The following is an 18464-nucleotide window of genomic DNA, read 5'->3' as shown; positions in this document are numbered from 1 at the left end:
GTTCTCGCCACTCACCCGGCGCAGGGGCGCTCCAGGAGGCCGGTGGCGCGGTCCAGGGCGATGCGCAGGCGGTCGGTCATGTCCGGCGCAGTAAGCAGCACGGCCGCCTCGGCCAGCAGGGCGAACCGCTCGGTCGGCACCGTCTCGGACAGGAGGACGTAGTGGCGCCCCTCGCTGTCCCAGCGGGCCAGACGCAGGTCGCGGCTGCCTTCCGCGATTGCGAGGCCGGCCTGGGCAGGCGCCGGTCCGCTCCAGAGGGCCAGCCGACAGCCATGGCGCCCCTCGTACCCGGCGAGGCGACCGGCTGGACCGTCGTCCGGGGACAGGTAAACCAAGCGGAAGCCTGCCGCCCCGAGATCGAGGGGGAAGCCAGGGAAGCCGCCCGCGAGCCGCACGTCATTCGCGGGCGAGCCCGCCGCGCTCCAGGCGGCGAAGGCGGCGCGCGCGGGGTCGGCCGGGGGCCGGGACGCCATCACCAGCCACCCGGCGCCGACGAGGACGGCCAAGGCCGCGGCGCAGGCCCATCCGAGGGAGGCGCGGGCGATCGGGGCGCGCCGGGGCCGCACGACCGCTGCCTTCACGCCCCGCTTCAGCTGGGTCAAGGTCGCGACCCGCGCGGCCAGGACCGGGTCCCGGGCCAGCGACTCCGCGACCTCGTGCCGGCTCTGCGCATCAAGCTCCCCATCGACATAGGCATTGAGGGTCTCCCAGCGCATCACGACACCTCACTCCCCTCCGATGGCCCGGCGATCCGGTGCAGCATGATCCTCCTCGCCCTGTGCAGCCGGCTCATGACCGTGCCGATGGGAATACCGAGCCGTTCGGCGGTCTCCTGGTAGCTCAAGCCTTCGACGTCCACGCAGGTCACGACAGATCGGCAGGGTGTATCGAGGGCGGTAAAGGCTTGGCGCACGGCGATGGCCTCGATCAGGCGGTCGTCGAACCCCTCGTCGGGCCAATCGAGGAGATCGTCCTCGTTGCGGATGCGGGAACGGCGGATCCGGTCGATCCAGGCGTGGCGCACGATCTGGAACAGGTAGGCGCGGGCCGCCCGTGGCTCACGGGGAGTCGTCCGCGTGGAGAGCGCCTTGAGAGCGCTCTGTTGCATCAAGTCGCGTGCGGCGTCGGGCTCGCGCGTTAGGGTCAACGCGTAGCGATACAGGCGCGGCCATGCGTCGACGAGGTGCTGACCGATGGACCGCATTCTGAGGTGTTATCCTCCCCGCACTCCATAGCACAACGATACATAGCACACCGACTCGCAACGTTCGTCGGTGACCGTGGATGGCCGAAGGCCTCACGTCACAGCAGTGCTGATCGAAGCGTTGCTGCTGCCAAACAATTGATGCCAAGCTTGCGTGTCTGCTTTCAGGCATCGTGAGGATGCGGTTGTATGACCGGGATGGGCGCAAAGCGGAAGGTCCGGTTTTCGGCCGTAACCTGAGGGTCCGCAACTGGGGCATCTGGGACCTGTGATCCGAACTGCGCCGATGTCAGCCTTTGAGATATTGAATGGCCGAGATGGACGACAAAACGGCACCTCAACTTGAGCGAGTTGGTCACTGAAGCTGACATGCCGCGTGGGTCATCAAGGCACGTGAATCGGCTTCGAGTTTCGCCGCGGACAAGCTTCCGTATGCGGGGAGGGCCGTCCAGGTTCTTTCGCGTTGCCCTTGCGCACGGAGTGAGGAGACGATGATGGGAGGGATTGGCGGCGCGATCGCCGTACCCTTGTCAATGTTTGCATTTCCAACGCGCTGAGCTTGAGCGATGACCCAATGAGCGTCCAGTCACACGCCCGAAGTCCACGCGTGACTTCGGGAATGGCGGCAATGGCCGTTCGCAGATCTTCAGGGTTGAGGGTCTTCTTGTAGTTCCGTGAGTTCACGGTGGCGCCCTCATGGCCCATCATCGACTCGCGGATCGGATCGAGCACCAGCCGCCGGATCATCTCCGTATTGCCGAAATGCCGGAAGGAATGGAACGTCTTGCGCTCCTCACGGGCCGAGGGCACGGCTTCGTCCAGAACGACCGTCCAGCGCTTGTCGAACAGGTTCGACAAAGGCGTGTTCTCGCCAAACTGCGCGATCTCCGCGAAGATCAGATCGCTTCGTGCACCGGATCTGCCCCGCACGTAATCCAGGAAGCCGAGGCGGATCAGCTCTGGATGGAGCGGCAGCGTCCGACGCGAAACCGCGTTCTTAAGGCGCCGTCTGCGTGTCGGCCGGATCTTGAGCACTGCCTGCTCTAGGTCGATGTCACCGAGCTCGAGGTAGACCAACTCGGACAGGCGCGCGCAGGTGTAGTAGCCCAGGAGCGGCAGCCAGTAGACGGCTGCGAAGATCTGCTGCCCCCGTGCGACCCGCAGCATCTCCGCTTCCGAGGCCGTCGACGTCCAGACGGGGTGCGCGAACAGGGCCTTCACCTCGTCGACCTCGAAGGCCGGTCGCTTCTCGCCGTCGCGCTCCGGGTCGATCAGGCGGAAGTCGCCCAGGAGCTCGACCTGCCCAATCGGACGTTGCTTGGCCCGACAGTACTTCGCGATCGTCGAGAGCTGCGTGATATGCCGGTTCACGGTCGCGGGGCTGAGCCCGACTTTCTCTGTCTGCCCCGCGGCCCGCATCGTTCGGCCGCGCTCGACCAAGTCCGCGATCGACAGTGCCGCATCACGTGAACTCTTGCCGTAGGACTTCGGCAGGTTCGAGAGGTTCTGGATATAGGCAGCGAGATGGGCATGCCGGATCTGCCGCAGGTCATCCGTGCCGGCGATGTCGCCCAGCATTGCCGCGACCGCCCGATGCTGCCGTTGGGTCTTCTCGTCCCAGGTGGCGCCCTTGTGCGTAATGAGTTCGTCGACCATCTCGGTCAGCGAGTTCGTGACCGGACCAGAACCGGCTTCGCTGCCCTCATGCGCATCGTCCAGGCCTCGCTGGTCGAGGGCTGGAGCGCAATCAGTGTCGGCTGGACCGCGATCCGCTCCGTCAAGCTCCGCAGATCCAGACGATGCCCTTGACGCCTCTTCTGGCGCGGCGGCCTCCGTTTTTGGAGGGTACGACGCAGGAGCCGTCGCCGTGGGTGGATGGTTCCGGTCGGCTATGGGGCCTTGCTCTGGTGCCGGCTGGTCGACGGGCTCGGATTTGAGAGTGGCCGGATCTGTATAACTGCTTTCTGACAGCGGCGGTGTTGTGGAGGCCTGGACCTCGAAGTCGCCCCACTCGAAGCTGTCAGCGCCGTCGAAGTCGGATGTGGCCCAGCCCAGCGTGTCACGCGGCATCTCACCCCTGGCACGCATCGCCGAGAGGTTGGCCCAGGCCTCCCGTGGATCCGCACGCGCCTCGGCGTAGGTTGAGGCGAACTCGCGTGAAACATGGCTGGAGAGCGCCGCGAGGCCACGGAGGCAGCGATTGAGGCCAGCCTCCGTCAAAGGCTCGTTCATGCTGGTCAGCATCGTCTGTAGATAAGAGCGCGGTGGCGTGAGCCGACCGGTCTCGTCCGGGCGACCGAGATCGCGCAGGTAACCGTTCTCGATGCGCCGTCGGATGGCTCCGCGCTCCGTCAGGCTGAAGCCTTCCCGCTTCAGGCGGGCATCGAGTTCGCTGTCGTACCCCGCTTCGAAGCCTTCCTCAGCCGCTAGTGCCTGAAGGCGTCCGAAGATCCGATACTCCCGTTCCCGTTTCACCATGAGCGAGGACCAGTCGCCGATGAGAGGCGCGCGCGGTGGATTGAGGTCACGCTGCAAGCGTGCGATCCGCGCGCTTCGCTCCCGATCGACGAAGGCGCGGAGGTGGTCGCGGATTTGAGTCGCTGTTTGCATGGCGGGGTCATCCCGGACGCGGAGGCTTTCCGCGTTGAGCCCCCAGCCAAGTGTGCGAGCACCTGCCGGGTCGGTAGTGCCTAGGCTCAGAGCGACCGTGGTGGGCTTCCCCCTAAACGGGGCACCAGAGGGTCGTGTCCGCTCATCGCAACGGAATCGCCTTCGCCACCAGTATACCGCCCCGCGGCGGAACACGTTAGAACAAATCGTCAACGGCCTGCCCCTGTGGACAAGCGCGTGCAACAGCTCTGCGTACAATCGGTATGGCCGCCGAAGCGGCCAAGAGCCGAATGCAAGCAGATCAATGACTTAGCGGAGGCTTGGCTGGGGCGCCAGGATTCGAACCTGGGAATGGCGGTACCAAAAACCGCTGCCTTACCACTTGGCGACGCCCCAAGGTGAGCGGAGGCTGTCTAGACGCCGCGCCCGCCCCTGGCAAGCGGTGGATCGCGGCCGTCTAACCCCCCGCCCGCAGCGGCTTACCGGCGCTCGGGGACGCCGTCGATCCGGCGGGGCAGGCCCAGCGGATTGGCGGCCTGAAGCGCTGCCGGCAACAGCGCGTCGGGAACGTCCTGGTAGCTCACCGGCCGCAGGAACCGGTCGATGGCGAGGCTGCCCACCGAAGTCGTGCGCCCGTCCGAGGTCGCCGGATAGGGGCCGCCATGCACCATCGCGTGCGCCACCTCGACCCCGGTCCCGAAGCCGTTGACCAGGATGCGGCCGACGCGGCGCTCCAGGAGCGGCAGCAGGTCCCGCGCCGCCGCGTGATCCTCCGGCGCGAGGTGCAGCGCCGCCGTGAGCTGGCCTTCCAGATGCTCCAGCACCGCCCGCATCGCCGCGAGATCCGCGCAGCGCACCACGAGGCCCGAGGCCCCGAACATCTCCTCCTGCAGCGCGGGATCCGCCAGGAACACGTCCGAGTCCGTGGCGAACAGGCTGGCCCGGCCCTGGGTCACCCTGCCCTCCGCACCCTCGGCGATGCGGGTGACGGCGGCGTGCCCGGCCATCCGCGCGACGGCCTCCCGGTAGGCGCGCTGGATGCCGGGCGTCAGCATGGTCGCGGCGGGGCTGTCGCGCAGGGCCGCGCCGGCCGCTTCCAGGAAGGCGTCGAGGCCCGGGCCGGGCAGCGCCAGGATCAGGCCCGGATTGGTGCAGAACTGTCCGGCACCCAGCGTCAGCGACGCCGCGAAGGCTTGGCCGATCTCGGCGCCCCGCGCGGCCAGCGCGCCCGGGAACAGCAGCACCGGATTGATGCTGCTCATCTCGGCATAGACCGGGATCGGCACCGGGCGGGCGGCCGCGATCGCCATCAGGGCCGTGCCGCCCCGACGGGAGCCCGTGAAGCCCACGGCGGCAATCCGGGGATCGGCCACCAGCCCCTGCCCGATCGACTGGCCGGCATCGAACAGCAGCGAGAAGGTCCCCTCGGGCAGGCCGCAGGACGCCACCGCCTTCTGGATGGCGCGGCCGACCAGTTCCGAGGTGCCGGGATGGGCCGGGTGCGCCTTGACCACCACCGGGCAGCCCGCCGCCAGGGCCGAGGCGGTGTCGCCGCCCGCCACCGAGAAGGCGAGCGGAAAGTTCGAGGCGCCGAATACCGCCACCGGGCCGACGGCGATCCGGCGCAGGCGCAGGTCCGGCCGGGGCAGCGGCTTGCGGTCCGGCAGGGCCGGATCGATCCGCACTGCGACGGAACTGCCCTCGCGGACCACGTCAGCGAACAGGCGCAGCTGGCCCACCGTCCGGGCGCGCTCGCCCTCGATCCGCGGCCGGGGCAACCCCGTCTCTTCCATGCAGCGGGTGACGAGGGCGTCGCCGGTCTCCAGGATGTTGGCGGCGATCGCCTCCAGGAAGCCGGCCCGCGTCTCCGGATCGGTCTCCCGGTAGGTGTCGAAGGCGGCCTCCGCCAGGGCGCAGGCCCGGTCGAGATCGCCGAGGCTCGCGCCGGGGAAATCCGGCTCCAGGGATTCGCCGGTGGCCGCCGCGACGGCCCGGACGGCCGCCTCGGTGCCGCGCCGTGCCTCGGCGCCGATCAGGTTCTCGCCGCGCAGGGTCATGAGCTGCTCCTCTTCGTAGGGGTGCGGGCGGGCCGCACCGGGACGGACGCGTGACGGGCGGTCAGCCCCGCTGCGCCGCCAGGGCCTTCTCGCGGATGGCCGCGAGGGTCATGGTCGGGGTGAGCGCCTCGGGATCGACGCGGCAATGGATCATCGCCGGCAGGCCGGAGGCGAGGCTGCGCTCGAAGGCGGGCGCGAAGTCCGCGGTGCATTCCACGCGCTCGCCATGGCCGCCGCAGGCGCGGGCGAGCGCCGCGAAGTCGGGGTTGCGCAGCTCGGTCGCCGAGACGCGGCCGGGATATTCGCGTTCCTGGTGCATCCGGATCGTGCCGTACATGCCGTTGTCGAGCACGACCACCACGACGGCGATCCCGTACTGCACGGCGGTGGCGAATTCCTGAACGGTCATCATCACGTCGCCGTCGCCCGCGAGCGCCACGACGATCCGCTCCGGGCGGCTGCGCTTCGCCATCACGGCGGCGGGCAGGCCGTAGCCCATGGAGCCCGAGGTCGGCGCGAGCTGCGTGCCGAAGCCGCGGAACCGGTAGTAGCGGTGGACCCAGGTGGCGAAATTGCCGGCGCCGTTGCAGATCACCGCGTCCCGCGGCAGCCGCTCCCGCAGCCACGTGATCGCTTCCCCGTACTGGAACGCGCCGGGCTTCGGCTCCGGCGTCTCGGACCACGCGCGGTAGGCGGCATGGGCCTCGGCGGCGCGACCGCTCCCGGTCGGCGTGAAATCCGGCAGGGCGGCGCAGAAGGTCTCGGGCGCCGCCTCGATCGCCAGCACCGGCTGATAGACCCGCCCGAGCTCCGCCGCGTCGGCATGGACGTGGACCAGGGGCAACCCGGGATTGGGGATGCCGAGGAGGCCGTAGGATTGCGCCGGCATCTCGGACAGGCGTCCGCCCACCATCAGCAGCAGGTCGGCCTCCCGGATCCGGGCCAGCAGCGCCGGGTTCGGCCCGATCCCGAGCTCGCCCGCGAAGTTCGGATGGTCGGCGGGAAAGAGCTGCGCCCGCCGGAACGAGACCGCCACCGGCAGGTCGTGGCGCGCGGCCCAGGCGGCCAGGGTGGCGACGGCGCCCTGCGTCCAGCGGGAGCCGCCGAGCAGCACCATCGGCCGCTGCGCCTCCGCCAGCATCGCCCGCAGACGCTCCACATCGTCCCCGGACGGGGCCGGGGCGGCCGGGACGACGCGCGGCGCGTCGGACACCGCCACGACGTCGTCGAGCATGTCTTCCGGCAGGGCCACCACGACGGGACCGGGACGGCCCTGCATCGCCACCCGGAACGCCCGGGCGAGGATCTCCGGAATGCGCGCCGCGTCGTCGATCTCCACCGTCCATTTGGCGAGCCCGCCGAACATCTGCCGGTAATCGACCTCCTGGAAGGCCTCGCGGTCCCGCATCCGCCGGGCGATCTGGCCGACGAACAGGATCATCGGCGTTGAATCCTGGCGGGCGATGTGCACGCCCGCGGAGGCGTTGGTGGCGCCCGGCCCCCGGGTGACGAAGCAGATGCCGGGGCGGCCGGTGAGCTTGCCCGCGGCCTCGGCCATGATCGCCGCGCCGCCCTCCTGCCGGCAGACCAGCACGTCGATGCCGCTGTCGCGCAGGGCGTCGAGCACCGCGAGGTAGCTCTCCCCGGGGACGCAGGTCACGCGCTCGACGCTCTGGGCGCGGAGCTGGTCGACGAGCACCTGCGCGCCGGTGCGTGGGGGCAATCCGCTCAAGCCGTTCCTCCCTGGCCCTCGGGCCGCATCCGGGGCGTTCCGCCGGGATCGGCCATCGTTCCGCCCGCCGCTGGGATGCCGCTGATATCCCAGTTTCAGGATAGGGGCGGGTTCGGGGCGGTCAACCTGTCAGACCAGGGGCCGCCGGTCGAGGGCCCGGCGGGTCATCCGGTCGAGAAAGTCGAACAGCGTTCCGATCCCGGCCAGGGCCGCCGCTTCGTCCCGCGCCGCGATGCCGGACAGGATCGCCCCGTGGATCCCGGCGCAATCCAGGAAGCTGGCGGTGGGCTCGTAGGTGTACCAGAACCGACGGGACTGGGCGTGGAGCGCCGCCATGGTGCCGGTGAGCGTCGCGTTGTAGGCCGCGCCGACGAGGGCCTCGTGCAGGCCGCGCTTGGTCCGGAAATAGGCCTCCCGATCGCGGGCCTCGGCGGCGCTGCGCAATCCGGCTGCCCGGTCCAGCAAGTGTGCCATGTCCTCCGCCGTGCCGCGCGCGATGACGCAGCGGGCCACGGTCTCGTCGAGGGGCCGCCGCACCTCCAGCAATTCGAGATGCTTGATGACGTCCACCTGGGTGACGAGAACGCCACGCCGCGGATGGACCTCCACGAACCCGATCGTCTTGAGCCGTGCCAGAGCCTCGCGGACCGGCGTCCGGCCGAGGCCCAGCTCCGCGCCGAGTTCGCCCTCCGAGACCATGGCGCCCGGGGCGAGACGGCGGCTGATGATCATCTGCTCGATGGCGTCATAGGCGGTCTCGGCGAGGGAGCGCGGCCTGCGCCCATCCTCCGGCGGCACCTGTCCGCCGCCCGCAAATCCCAATCCGGCCAAGGGCTTCCCCGTCGATGTCGGATCCTGTCTGTCGCAACCCGTGCCGGTTGACAATGGCGCCGCGCACCGTGCTACTCAAGATCTGGGATATCAGTCCGCGTTCAGCGCGGGCGGGAGCCAAGGCCGGCGCAAGCGACATGTGATTGTCACCGTTCGCGGGTGCCGAGACCGAGGCCCAGGGAGGAGGAGCGGATGTCCGGGATGTCCCCTGAGACGCGCGCCAAGCTGAAGACCGTCAGCACGGCGACGCTGATGACCGCCCTCTACAAGCGCGGCTTCCGCAACCAGATGATCCAGGGCGTGCTACCCCTGAAGGCCGGCGGCCCGACGATGGTCGGCGAGGCCTACACCCTGCGCTACATCCCGGCCCGGGAGGACCTGAACCCCATCACGGTGTTCCGGGATCGCGCGCATCCGCAGCGCAAGGCCGTGGAGGAGTGCCCGCCCGGCGCCGTGATGGTGATCGACAGCCGCAAGGACGCCCGGGCGGCCTCCGCCGGCTCGATCCTGGCCACCCGGCTGATGGTGCGCGGCTGCGCCGGGCTCGTCACCGACGGCGGATTTCGCGATGCCGACGAGATCGCCCGGCTGGAGATGCCGAGCTATCACGCGCGCCCGTCGGCGCCGACGAACCTCACCCTCCATCAGGCGATCGACATCAACGTGCCGATCGGCTGCGGCGACGCGCCCGTCTTCCCCGGGGACGTGATCGTCGGCGACGGCGACGGGGTGGCGGTGATCCCGGCCCATCTCGCCGACGCCGTCGCCGACGAGGCCGTCGAGATGACCGCCTACGAGGACTTCGTCACCGAGGAGGTTCGCAAGGGCCGCACAATCCTCGGCCTCTACCCTGCCACCGACGAACAGAGCCTCGCCGATTTCGCCGCCTGGCGGAAGCGGACCGGCCGCTGAGCGTGCCGGACCGGCCCGCTCCAGCCCGGCCCGCGATCGGCAACGGGCCGGAACGCGTCGGATTCGACTCGGGGGGACGCCATGGCGGCGGGGTTGCGCGGGGGCGCTGCGGCGCCGGAGATCGAGCGGCGGACGGTCGCCAAGGTGTCGTGGCGACTCCTGCCGCTGATCGTCCTGATCTACTTCGTCGCCTACATGGACCGGACGAATGTGGGCTTCGCCGCGTTCGGCCTGAAGCGGGACTTCGGGTTCTCCGCCACGCTCTACGGCTGGGCTGCCGGCATCTTCTTCCTCGGTTACGTCCTCTTCGAGATTCCGAGCAACGTCCTTCTGGAGCGCGCCGGGGCGCGGCTCTGGATCGCCCGGATCATGGTCACCTGGGGACTGGTGGCGGGCAGCATGGTCCTCATCACCGGCCCGGTGAGCTTTCTGGCCCTGCGTTTCCTGCTGGGCGTGGCCGAGGCCGGCTTCTTCCCCGGCGTGATCCTCTACTTCACCTTCTGGTTCCCGAAGCGGTACCGGGCCCGCGTGGTCGCCGCCCTGTTCCTGGCGGTACCGGGCTCGAATGCCCTCACGGCGGTGATCTCGGGGGCGCTGCTCCAGCTCGACGGCGTGCTGGGCCTGCACGGCTGGCAGTGGCTGTTCCTCCTGGAGGCCGCGCCCTCGATCCTGCTGGCCGTCGCGGTTCTGGCGCTGATGACGGACCGGCCCGAACAGGCAGCGTGGCTCGCGGCCGAGGAGCGGCGCTGGCTGAGGGACGAACTCGCGGCGGAGCGTGCGGGCACGCTCAGGGCTCACGGGCATCTCACCCTCAAACAGGCCCTCACCGACCGGCGGGTGCTCGCCCTCGGGGCGATCTACTTCACCATCGGCACCGCCACCTACGGCATCACCTTCTTCATGCCGCCGATCCTGAAGAGCCTGCATCTCACCGACTGGGAGACGGGGGTCGCCACGGCGGTACCCTACGTCGTGGGGACCCTGGGCATGGTCGCCTGGAGCTGGTCGTCGGACCGGCGCAACGAGCGGCGATGGCACTTCGTGATCGCCGCGCTGGTCGCCGCCCTCGGCCTCGTCGCCTCCGGCCCCCTGCTCGGCAGCCTCTGGGCGCTGACGGCGATGTCGGTGGCGACGATCGGGCTCTACGGCAGCAAGCCCGCCTTCTGGGCGATGCCGGGGGAGTTCCTGTCCGGGCCCGCGGCGGCCGGGGGGATCGCCCTGATCAACGCGATCGGCAATCTCGGCGGCTTCGTCGGTCCCTACGTCCTGGGCTGGCTCAAGGATTACACCGGCAGCTACGAGGCGGGACTTTATTTCCTGGCCGCTTGCGCGCTCGCCTCGGCGGCGATCACGGTTGTCTCTGTCCGGTCAGGCCGGGCGGAGGCGGACCCGCGCGATGGGACCGGCGGCGCGTTCCGCCCCGCCGGCCCGAGCCCGTGAGACCGGAGACAGAGCGATGACCGCGCGCAAGAAGGACCTGGGCGACCTGCGCAGCCAGCGCTGGTTCGGCGCCACCGACCTGCGCAGCTTCGGCCATCGCTCGCGCATGCTACAGATGGGCTATGAGCGGGCGGATTTCAGCAACAAGCCCATCGTCGGCATCATCAACACCTGGAGCGACATCAATCCCTGCCACCTGCATTTCCGCGAGCGCGTGGAGCAGGTGAAGCGCGGCGTCTGGCAGGCGGGGGGCTTCCCGATCGAATTGCCGGCGCTGTCGCTGTCCGAGAATTTCGTCAAGCCGACCACGATGCTCTACCGCAACCTCCTGGCCATGGAGGTGGAGGAGCTGCTGCGCCAGCACCCGGTGGACGGGGCGGTGCTGATGGGCGGCTGCGACAAGACCACGCCCGGCACCGTGATGGGCGGCATCTCCATGAACCTGCCGATGATCTTCCTCCCGGCGGGGCCGATGATGCGCGGGCATTTCGGGGGCAAGATCCTCGGTTCCGGCTCGGATGTCTGGAAGTACTGGGCCGAGAAGGAGGCCGGCACCATCACCACGCAGGAGTGGAACGACATGGAGGCGGGCATCGCCCGCTCCGCCGGCACCTGCATGACCATGGGCACCGCCTCGACCATGACGGCGATCACCGAGGCGCTGGGCCTGTCCCTGCCGGGCGCGGCCTCGATCCCGGCGGCCGACGCCGACCATCCCCGCATGGCGAGCGCCTGCGGCCGGCGCATCGTGGACATGATCTGGGAGGACCTGAAGCCCTCCGACATCCTCGACCGGCGCTCCATCGACAACGCGCTCGTCGTCCACAACGCGCTGGCCGGCTCCACCAACGCGATGATCCACCTCGTGGCCATGGCGGGCCGGGCCGGCATCCCGGTGAAGCTCACCGCGTTCGACGAGGTCGCCCAGAAAGTCCCGGTGATCGCCAACCTCCGGCCCTCGGGGCAGTGGCTGATGGAGGATTTCCACATCGCGGGCGGAATCCGGGCGCTGATGGCGCGGCTCTCCCCCCTCCTCCACCTCGACGCTCGCTCGGTCACCGGCGGCACGATCGGCGACGGGCTCGCCGGCGCGAAGGTCTTCAACGACGACGTGATCCGCCCCCTCGACAAGCCCATCGTGTCGATGGGCGGGACCGCGATCCTCTACGGCAACCTCGCGCCGGACGGCTGCGTGATCAAGCCGCCCGCCGCCGACCCGCGGCTCCTGCAGCATACCGGCCCCGCGCTGGTCTTCGACAGCTACGACGCGATGAGCGCGGCGGTGAACGACCTCGACCTCGACGTCACCCCCGACCACGTCATGATCCTGCGCAATGCCGGCCCGATCGGCGGGCCCGGCATGCCGGAATGGGGCATGCTGCCGATCCCCAAGGTCCTGCTCCGCCAGGGCGTGCGCGACATGGTCCGCATCTCGGACGCGCGGATGAGCGGGACGAGCTACGGCGCCTGCATCCTGCACGTGGCGCCGGAATCGGCCGCGGGCGGCCCGCTCGCCGCCGTGCGCGACGGCGACCTGATCAGCGTGGACGTGGCCGCCCGCCGGATCCACCTGCACCTGGACGATGCCGAGATTGCCGCGCGGGTGAAGGCCTTCGTGCCGCCCGACCGGGCCTATCCCCGGGGCTACAACCGCCTGTTCGCCCAGCACGTGCGGCAGGCCCACGAGGGCTGCGACTTCGACTTTCTGGAGGGCGCCGGGGGGATCCCGGAACCCGAGATTCACTGACCGGCCCGAGCCGTCGGCAACAGGCGGCGGGCCCGATCACAGGGAGGACACATGGTGATGATCGCACGCAGGGGCCTGCTCGCCGGAGCGGCCCTGCTCGGCACCGCGCGGGCGGCCGGGGCCGGCTGGGAGCCGTCGCAGCGGGTGCCGGACCCGGCCGTCGAGATCCTCGATCCGGCCTTCGCCAAGTACCGCCTCGCCTCGGCGACGGTGGAGCGGGTCGCCACGGGCTTCCGCTGGGCCGAGGGGCCGGTCTGGTTCGGCGACCGGGGCGCGCTGCTGTTCAGCGACGTGGTCAACGACCGGATCATGAAGTGGGAGGAGGCGTCGGGTTCGCTCTCGGAATTCCGCAGGCCGTCGAACTACGCCAACGGCAACACCCGCGACCGGCAGGGGCGGCTGATCACCTGCCAGCACAGGACCCGCAGCGTCACCCGGACCGAGCATGACGGGACCATCACCACGCTGATGGACCGGTTCGACGGCAAGCCGCTGAATTCGCCCAACGACGTGGTCTGCCATGCCGACGGCGCGGTCTGGTTCACCGATCCCGCCTTCGGGCCGAACCCCCACGAGGCGATGGCGGCCCCGGAATTGCCGGGCAACGTCTACCGGATCGATCCGGCGACCGGGCAGGCCAGCGTCGTGGTCGAGGGTGTGGCCGGGCCGAACGGCCTGTGCTTCGCGCCGGACGGAACGAAGCTGTACCTGATCGAGGCCCGGGCCAAGCCCAACCGCCTGATCCGCGTCTACGACGTGGTCGAGAACGGCACGAAGACCGCCAACGGCCGCGTGTTCTACGACGCCGGCACCGGCACGCCGGACGGCTTCCGCGCCGATGTCGACGGCAATCTCTGGTGCGGCTGGGGGATGAGCGAGGCCGAGGACGGGGTCATCGTGCTCTCACCGCAGGGCAAGCTGATCGGCCGGATTCGCCTGCCCGAGCGCTGCGCCAACCTGTGCTTCGGCGGCCTGAACCGCAACCTGCTGCTGATGACGGCGACGCACTCGGTCTACGCGCTCTACGTGAATACCCGGGGCGCTGGGACCTGCTGAGGCCGCATCATACGGCGAACCGCTCCGCGATGACTTGCGGGGCGGATCCCGGGTTCCATTTCCGTTTTCGTTGCACGCGGCCCGGTGAGGGCCAGCGGAATCTCAGGCGGGACCCAGAGGCGGCAGGCACGCTCTCGACTCGACTCCCCGACGTGTGTTGGTTCTCTTGCCAACAGCCGTCGCCACCGGCATTTTCGCTGACGTGAAGGCCGAACTCCTGCTCAAGGAGCGAATCGCAATCATCCCTGGGCGGTCGTTCGCAGAGCTGGTGGTCTGGCGCGTGCCGACGCCTGTCCGCGAGAGCAGCCACGCCTTCAAGTACCGGCTCGCCCTCGTCGTCGATGGTGCATGCGTGCTTCGCTATGACAACGAAGCCGGCAAGGGCGACCACAGGCACGTCGGCGAGGCGGAGATCGCCTATCGCTTTACCACCCCCGAGGCCCTGCTGGCCGATTTCTGGGCCGATGTCGAATCCTGGAGGGAGTCATGAGAACCGTGACCATCGGCGTCTCTTCGGTCGAGGAGGCTAGTGCCCGCGTACTGGCGGCCTTCCGGGGCGAGAAGCGCGGCGCGTTCATCTCTTTCCCCAGCGTCGAGGGCTTGTGGACCGTCCTGACGCCCCGTCGCTGGGCGCTGATCCGAGCGCTCGCGGGCCAGGAGCCCATGTCGCTGCGCGCCGTGGCGCGGTTGCTGGACCGGGACGTGAAGAACATCCACGCCGACGTGCACGCGCTCCTGAATGCCGGCATCCTGGATCGTACGGACGACGAGCGCATCGTCTTTCCCTACGACGCCGTGCACGTCGACTTCACGATCGGGAAGGCGGCCTGAGGACTCTTCCATCCCAGGCTCGCATTCGGCTGGCGGCGCAGGCGCCCGGGACAGGGGTTCCGTTTCATCCGAAACGCCGCTTCCCCGGACAGGATGCGCTGTTCACACATCTCCGGTGGACATTGCCGCTGATCAGGGAGCGCGGGTCCCTCTCCCGTTCGGGAGAGGGACCCGCGCTCCGACCTAAGACCGTATGGCCTCGTGGTGCGTCGAGCCCCCGCCCCTACTCCGCCGCCTGCGCCAAGTACCGCGCCGGATCGTAGTTCAGGATCGGCCCGAGCCAGCGCTCGACCTCGCGGACATCCATGCCCTTGCGGACGGCGTAATCCTCGACCTGATCCCGCTCCACCTTGGCGACGCCGAAATAGTGCGCCTCCGGGTGGGCGATGTAGATCCCCGACACCGACGAGCCCGGCCACATGGCGTAGGATTCGGTGAGCTTCACGCCGATCCGGCTCTCGGCCCGCAGCAGGTCGAACAGGGTCGTCTTCTCGGTGTGGTCGGGCTGGGCCGGGTAGCCGGGAGCCGGGCGGATGCCGTCGTATTTCTCCAGCACCAGCTCCTCGGGGGCGTAGGCCTCCTCCGTCGCGTAGCCCCAGAACTCCTTGCGCACCCGCTCGTGCATCCGCTCGGCGAAGGCCTCGGCGATGCGGTCGGCGAGCGCCTTGACCAGGATCGCCCGGTAATCGTCGTTGGCCCGCTCGAAGCGCTCGGCGATCCGCACTTCCTCCAGGCCGGCCGTCACCACGAAGCCACCGACATAGTCGGCGATGCCGGTCTCGGAAGGCGCCACGAAGTCCGACAGGCAGGTGTTGGCGCGCCCGTCGCGCTTCGAGAGCTGCTGGCGCAGGCCGTGGAAGGTGGCGAGCCGCTCCGACCGGCTCTCGCCGGTGTAGAGCGCGATGTCGTCGCCGACGCTGTTGGCCGGCCAGAAGCCGATCACCGCCTTCGGGTTGAACCAGCGCTCCTCAACGATCTGCTTCAGCATCGCCTGCGCGTCCTCGTAGAGGGCGCGGGCGGCCGGTCCCTGCTCGGGATCGTCCAGGATCGCCGGAAAGCGGCCCTTGAACTCGTAGGTCTGCAGGAACGGCGTCCAGTCGATGTAGGGCACGAGGTCGGCGACCTCGTAGGAGCCGTAGACCCGGGTGCCGGTGAAGGTCGGCTTGGCCGGCTTGTAGCCCGACCAGTCGACCTTGAAGGCGTTGGCCCGCGCCTTGGCCAGCGGCAGCCGCTGCTTGTCGACCTCCGAGCGCTTATGGGCGTCGGCGACCTTGGCGTACTCGGCCCGGACCTTCTCGATCGTGGGCCCACGGGTCTCCTTGGAGATCAGGCTCGACACCACGCCGACCGCCCGGCTCGCGTCGGTGACGTAGACGGCCTGCCCCTTGGCGTAGGCCGGGTGGATCTTCACCGCCGTGTGGACGCGGCTCGTGGTGGCGCCGCCGATCAGCAGCGGCACGTCCATGCCCTCGCGCTCCATCTCGCCCGCCACGTGGACCATCTCGTCGAGCGACGGGGTGATCAGGCCGGACAGGCCGACGATGTCGACCTGCTCGCGCTTGGCGGTCTCCAGGATCTTGGCGGCCGGCACCATCACGCCGAGATCGATGATCTCGTAGTTGTTGCAGGCCAGCACGACGCCGACGATGTTCTTGCCGATGTCGTGGACGTCGCCCTTCACGGTGGCCATCAGCACCTTGCCGGCGGCCTGGCGCTTGCCGTCGCCGCCATTGGCGAGCTTCTCGGCCTCCATGTAGGGCTCGAGATAGGCCACCGCCTGCTTCATCACCCGGGCGGATTTCACCACCTGCGGCAGGAACATCTTGCCCGCGCCGAACAGGTCGCCGACCACGTTCATGCCGGCCATCAGCGGGCCCTCGATGACGTGGAGCGGCCGCTCCACGCCCTGGCGGGCCTCCTCGGTGTCGGCCAGGATGTACTCGGTGATGCCGTTGACCAGGGCGTGCTCGATGCGCTTCCCGACCGGCGCCTCGCGCCAGGTCAGGTCGGCGGTCTTGGCCTGGGCCGAGGCGCCGGTCTTGAACCGCTCGGCGGCCTCCAGCAGGCGCTCGGTGGAATCGTCGCGCCGGTTGAGGACCACGTCCTCGCAGAGCTCGCGGAGCTCCGCCGGGATCTCGTCGTAGACGGCGAGCTGGCCGGCATTGACGATGCCCATGTCCATGCCCGCCTGGATGCAGTGGAACAGGAACACCGCGTGCATCGCCTCGCGCACCGGCTCGTTGCCGCGGAACGCGAAGGACAGGTTCGAGACGCCGCCCGAGATGTGGGCGTGCGGCAGGGTCTCGCGGATCGTGCGGGTCGCCTCGATGAAGGCGACGCCGTAGCCGTTATGCTCCTCGATGCCGGTGGCGACCGCGAAGATGTTCGGGTCGAAGATGATGTCTTCGGGCGGGAAGCCGACCTGCTCGGTCAGGATCCGGTAGGCCTTGGTGCAGATCTCGACCTTGCGCTCGTAGGAATCCGCCTGCCCCTGCTCGTCGAAGGCCATCACCACCACGGCGGCGCCGTAGGAGCGGCAGACCTTGGCGGCCTCGATGAACTTCTCCTCGCCCTCCTTCATGGAGATCGAGTTCACGATCGGCTTGCCCTGGATGCACTTGAGCCCCGCCTCGATCACCTCGAACTTCGAGGAATCGACCATCACGGGCACCCGGGCGATGTCGGGCTCGGCGGCGACGAGGTTGAGGAACTCGACCATCGCCTTCTGGGAGTCGAGCAGGCCCTCGTCCATGTTGACGTCGATCACCTGGGCGCCGGCCGCCACCTGATCGCGGGCGACGTCGAGCGCCGCCGCGTAGTCGCCGTTGGTGATGAGCTTGCGGAACTTGGCCGAGCCGGTGACGTTCGTGCGCTCGCCGACGTTCACGAAGGGGATTTCCGGCGTGAGCACGAAGGGCTCGAGGCCCGACAGCCGCATCAGGCGGGGGATCTCGGGGATCGGCCGCGGCGCCTTGCCGGCGACGGCCTCCGCGATGGCGCGGATATGGTCCGGGGTGGTGCCGCAGCAGCCGCCGACCATGTTGACGAGGCCGGATTCGGCGAACTCGCCGACGAGCTTGCCCATGGCCTCCGGGCTCTCGTCGTAGAGGCCGAACTCGTTGGGCAGGCCGGCATTCGGATAGGCGCAGACCAGCGTGTCGCAGATCCGCGACAGCTCGGCGATGTGGCCGCGCATCTCGCGGGCGCCCAGCGCGCAATTGAGGCCGAAGGTCAGCGGATCGGAATGGCGCAGGGCGTGCCAGAAGGCCGCCGGGGTCTGACCCGACAGGGTGCGGCCCGAGAGATCCGTGATCGTGCCGGAGATCTGGATCGGCAGCCGGATGCCGGTCTCGTCGAAGACCTGCCACGCCGCCGCCACCGCGGCCTTGGCGTTGAGCGTGTCGAAGATGGTCTCGATCAGGATCAGCTCGGCGCCCCCGTCGATCAGGCCGCGGACCTGCTCCACGTAGGCCTGCTTGACCTGATCGAAGGTGACGGCCCGGAAGCCCGGGTTGTTCACGTCCGGCGAGATCGACAGGGTGCGGTTCGTCGGGCCGATGGCGCCGGCCACGAAGCGGCGGCGGCCGTCCGTCTCCTCGGCGAGCCTGGCGGCCTCGCGGGCGAGACGCGCGCCCTCCCGGTTCAACTCGTGGATGATCGACTCCATGCCGTAATCGGCCTGGGCGATGGTGGTGCCCGAGAAGGTGTTGGTCTCGCAGACGTCGGCGCCGGCCAGGAAGTAGTCGAGGTGGATCTGCCGGATCGCGTCGGGCTGGGTCAGGATCAGGAGGTCGTTGTTGCCCTTCTGATCGTGGCCGTGATCCTTGAACCGGTCGCCGCGAAAATCCTCTTCCGAGAACTTCAGCCGCTGGATCACGGTGCCCATCGCACCGTCGAGGACGAGGATCTTCTCCGCCGCGCGCTGGCGCAGCGCCTGTGCGATCGCGGTACCGTCGACGGGGGCAAAATCGGTCATCATGCGTCCTGTCAGATCACCTCGTCCCGAGGTGCCGGAGCGAAGCGGAGGCCTCGCAGGAGGCCTCC

Annotated in this window: 13 protein-coding genes and 1 tRNA gene; 6 read left to right on the top strand and 8 right to left on the bottom strand. The window is 69.4% G+C overall.

What is annotated here, in order from left to right:
- Window positions 1-11 precede the first annotated feature (11 nt).
- The 7 genes from A3862_RS20645 to A3862_RS20615 all read right to left on the bottom strand — a co-directional run bounded on the left by A3862_RS20645 (window position 12) and on the right by A3862_RS20615 (window position 8434).
- Window positions 12-716, bottom strand: a complete 705-nt coding sequence (locus A3862_RS20645) for an anti-sigma factor family protein (RefSeq protein WP_111473933.1) — start codon at window positions 714-716, stop codon at window positions 12-14.
- Window positions 716-1204 carry an RNA polymerase sigma factor gene (locus tag A3862_RS20640; RefSeq protein ID WP_111473932.1) on the bottom strand — a complete coding sequence of 163 codons (489 nt, stop codon included), beginning with the start codon at window positions 1202-1204 and terminating at the stop codon, window positions 716-718. The genes A3862_RS20645 and A3862_RS20640 overlap by 1 nt, the downstream gene beginning before the upstream one ends.
- A gap of 384 nt (window positions 1205-1588) precedes the next feature.
- Entirely contained in the window at window positions 1589-3814 is a 2226-nt protein-coding gene (locus tag A3862_RS20635; protein WP_111473931.1) for a tyrosine-type recombinase/integrase, read from the bottom strand.
- 321 nt (window positions 3815-4135) lie between these two features.
- Window positions 4136-4210: transfer RNA gene (locus A3862_RS20630), tRNA-Gln, on the bottom strand.
- A gap of 83 nt (window positions 4211-4293) precedes the next feature.
- Window positions 4294-5871, bottom strand: a complete 1578-nt coding sequence (locus tag A3862_RS20625) for an aldehyde dehydrogenase (NADP(+)) (protein WP_111473930.1) — start codon at window positions 5869-5871, stop codon at window positions 4294-4296.
- Between the two features lie 61 nt (window positions 5872-5932).
- On the bottom strand, window positions 5933-7603 hold the full coding sequence (locus A3862_RS20620; protein ID WP_111473929.1) for a thiamine pyrophosphate-binding protein: 1671 nt from the start codon (window positions 7601-7603) through the stop codon (window positions 5933-5935).
- 129 nt (window positions 7604-7732) lie between these two features.
- Window positions 7733-8434 carry a GntR family transcriptional regulator gene (locus A3862_RS20615; protein ID WP_043346233.1) on the bottom strand — a complete coding sequence of 234 codons (702 nt, stop codon included), beginning with the start codon at window positions 8432-8434 and terminating at the stop codon, window positions 7733-7735.
- 192 nt (window positions 8435-8626) lie between these two features.
- Here A3862_RS20615 and A3862_RS20610 point away from each other — a divergent pair, with 192 nt between their 5' ends.
- From A3862_RS20610 to A3862_RS20585, 6 genes are all read left to right on the top strand, one after another.
- Window positions 8627-9346, top strand: coding sequence for a ribonuclease activity regulator RraA (locus tag A3862_RS20610; protein WP_043384349.1), 720 nt, complete (start codon window positions 8627-8629; stop codon window positions 9344-9346).
- An 81-nt stretch (window positions 9347-9427) separates the two neighbouring features.
- Window positions 9428-10786: an MFS transporter gene (locus tag A3862_RS20605; protein WP_111473928.1), complete on the top strand. Its 1359-nt coding sequence runs from the start codon at window positions 9428-9430 to the stop codon at window positions 10784-10786.
- Between the two features lie 16 nt (window positions 10787-10802).
- Window positions 10803-12533, top strand: a complete 1731-nt coding sequence (araD, locus tag A3862_RS20600; RefSeq protein WP_111473927.1) for an L-arabinonate dehydratase — start codon at window positions 10803-10805, stop codon at window positions 12531-12533.
- A gap of 51 nt (window positions 12534-12584) precedes the next feature.
- Complete coding sequence (locus A3862_RS20595) at window positions 12585-13589, top strand: SMP-30/gluconolactonase/LRE family protein (RefSeq protein WP_236961409.1); 1005 nt, start codon at window positions 12585-12587, stop codon at window positions 13587-13589.
- Between the two features lie 202 nt (window positions 13590-13791).
- Complete coding sequence (locus A3862_RS20590) at window positions 13792-14079, top strand: toxin-antitoxin system TumE family protein (protein WP_043761143.1); 288 nt, start codon at window positions 13792-13794, stop codon at window positions 14077-14079.
- Window positions 14076-14420: an HVO_A0114 family putative DNA-binding protein gene (locus A3862_RS20585; protein WP_043384355.1), complete on the top strand. Its 345-nt coding sequence runs from the start codon at window positions 14076-14078 to the stop codon at window positions 14418-14420. Before A3862_RS20590 ends, A3862_RS20585 begins: the two co-directional genes overlap by 4 nt.
- A 223-nt stretch (window positions 14421-14643) precedes the next feature.
- Here A3862_RS20585 and metH read toward each other — a convergent pair whose 3' ends face one another.
- Window positions 14644-18396 carry a methionine synthase gene (gene metH / locus A3862_RS20580; RefSeq protein WP_043761145.1) on the bottom strand — a complete coding sequence of 1251 codons (3753 nt, stop codon included), beginning with the start codon at window positions 18394-18396 and terminating at the stop codon, window positions 14644-14646.
- Window positions 18397-18464 lie beyond the last annotated feature (68 nt).

The organism is Methylobacterium sp. XJLW (assembly GCF_003254375.1).
Classification (GTDB): domain Bacteria; phylum Pseudomonadota; class Alphaproteobacteria; order Rhizobiales; family Beijerinckiaceae; genus Methylobacterium; species Methylobacterium fujisawaense.
The sequence above is the reverse complement of the archived record's forward strand: the minus strand, read 5'-3'. Positions and strand labels throughout refer to the sequence as shown.

Excerpts from the sequence above, each read along its gene's own strand:
- A3862_RS20645 (WP_111473933.1), bottom strand. The coding sequence starts at position 716 with ATGCGCTGGGAGACCCTCAATGCCTATGTCGATGGGGAGCTTGATGCG.
- A3862_RS20640 (WP_111473932.1), bottom strand. The coding sequence starts at position 1,204 with ATGCGGTCCATCGGTCAGCACCTCGTCGACGCATGGCCGCGCCTGTAT.
- A3862_RS20635 (WP_111473931.1), bottom strand. The coding sequence starts at position 3,814 with ATGCAAACAGCGACTCAAATCCGCGACCACCTCCGCGCCTTCGTCGAT.
- A3862_RS20625 (WP_111473930.1), bottom strand. The coding sequence starts at position 5,871 with ATGACCCTGCGCGGCGAGAACCTGATCGGCGCCGAGGCACGGCGCGGC.
- A3862_RS20610 (WP_043384349.1), top strand. The coding sequence starts at position 8,627 with ATGTCCGGGATGTCCCCTGAGACGCGCGCCAAGCTGAAGACCGTCAGC.
- A3862_RS20605 (WP_111473928.1), top strand. The coding sequence starts at position 9,428 with ATGGCGGCGGGGTTGCGCGGGGGCGCTGCGGCGCCGGAGATCGAGCGG.
- araD (WP_111473927.1), top strand. The coding sequence starts at position 10,803 with ATGACCGCGCGCAAGAAGGACCTGGGCGACCTGCGCAGCCAGCGCTGG.
- A3862_RS20595 (WP_236961409.1), top strand. The coding sequence starts at position 12,585 with ATGGTGATGATCGCACGCAGGGGCCTGCTCGCCGGAGCGGCCCTGCTC.
- A3862_RS20585 (WP_043384355.1), top strand. The coding sequence starts at position 14,076 with ATGAGAACCGTGACCATCGGCGTCTCTTCGGTCGAGGAGGCTAGTGCC.
- metH (WP_043761145.1), bottom strand. The coding sequence starts at position 18,396 with ATGACCGATTTTGCCCCCGTCGACGGTACCGCGATCGCACAGGCGCTG.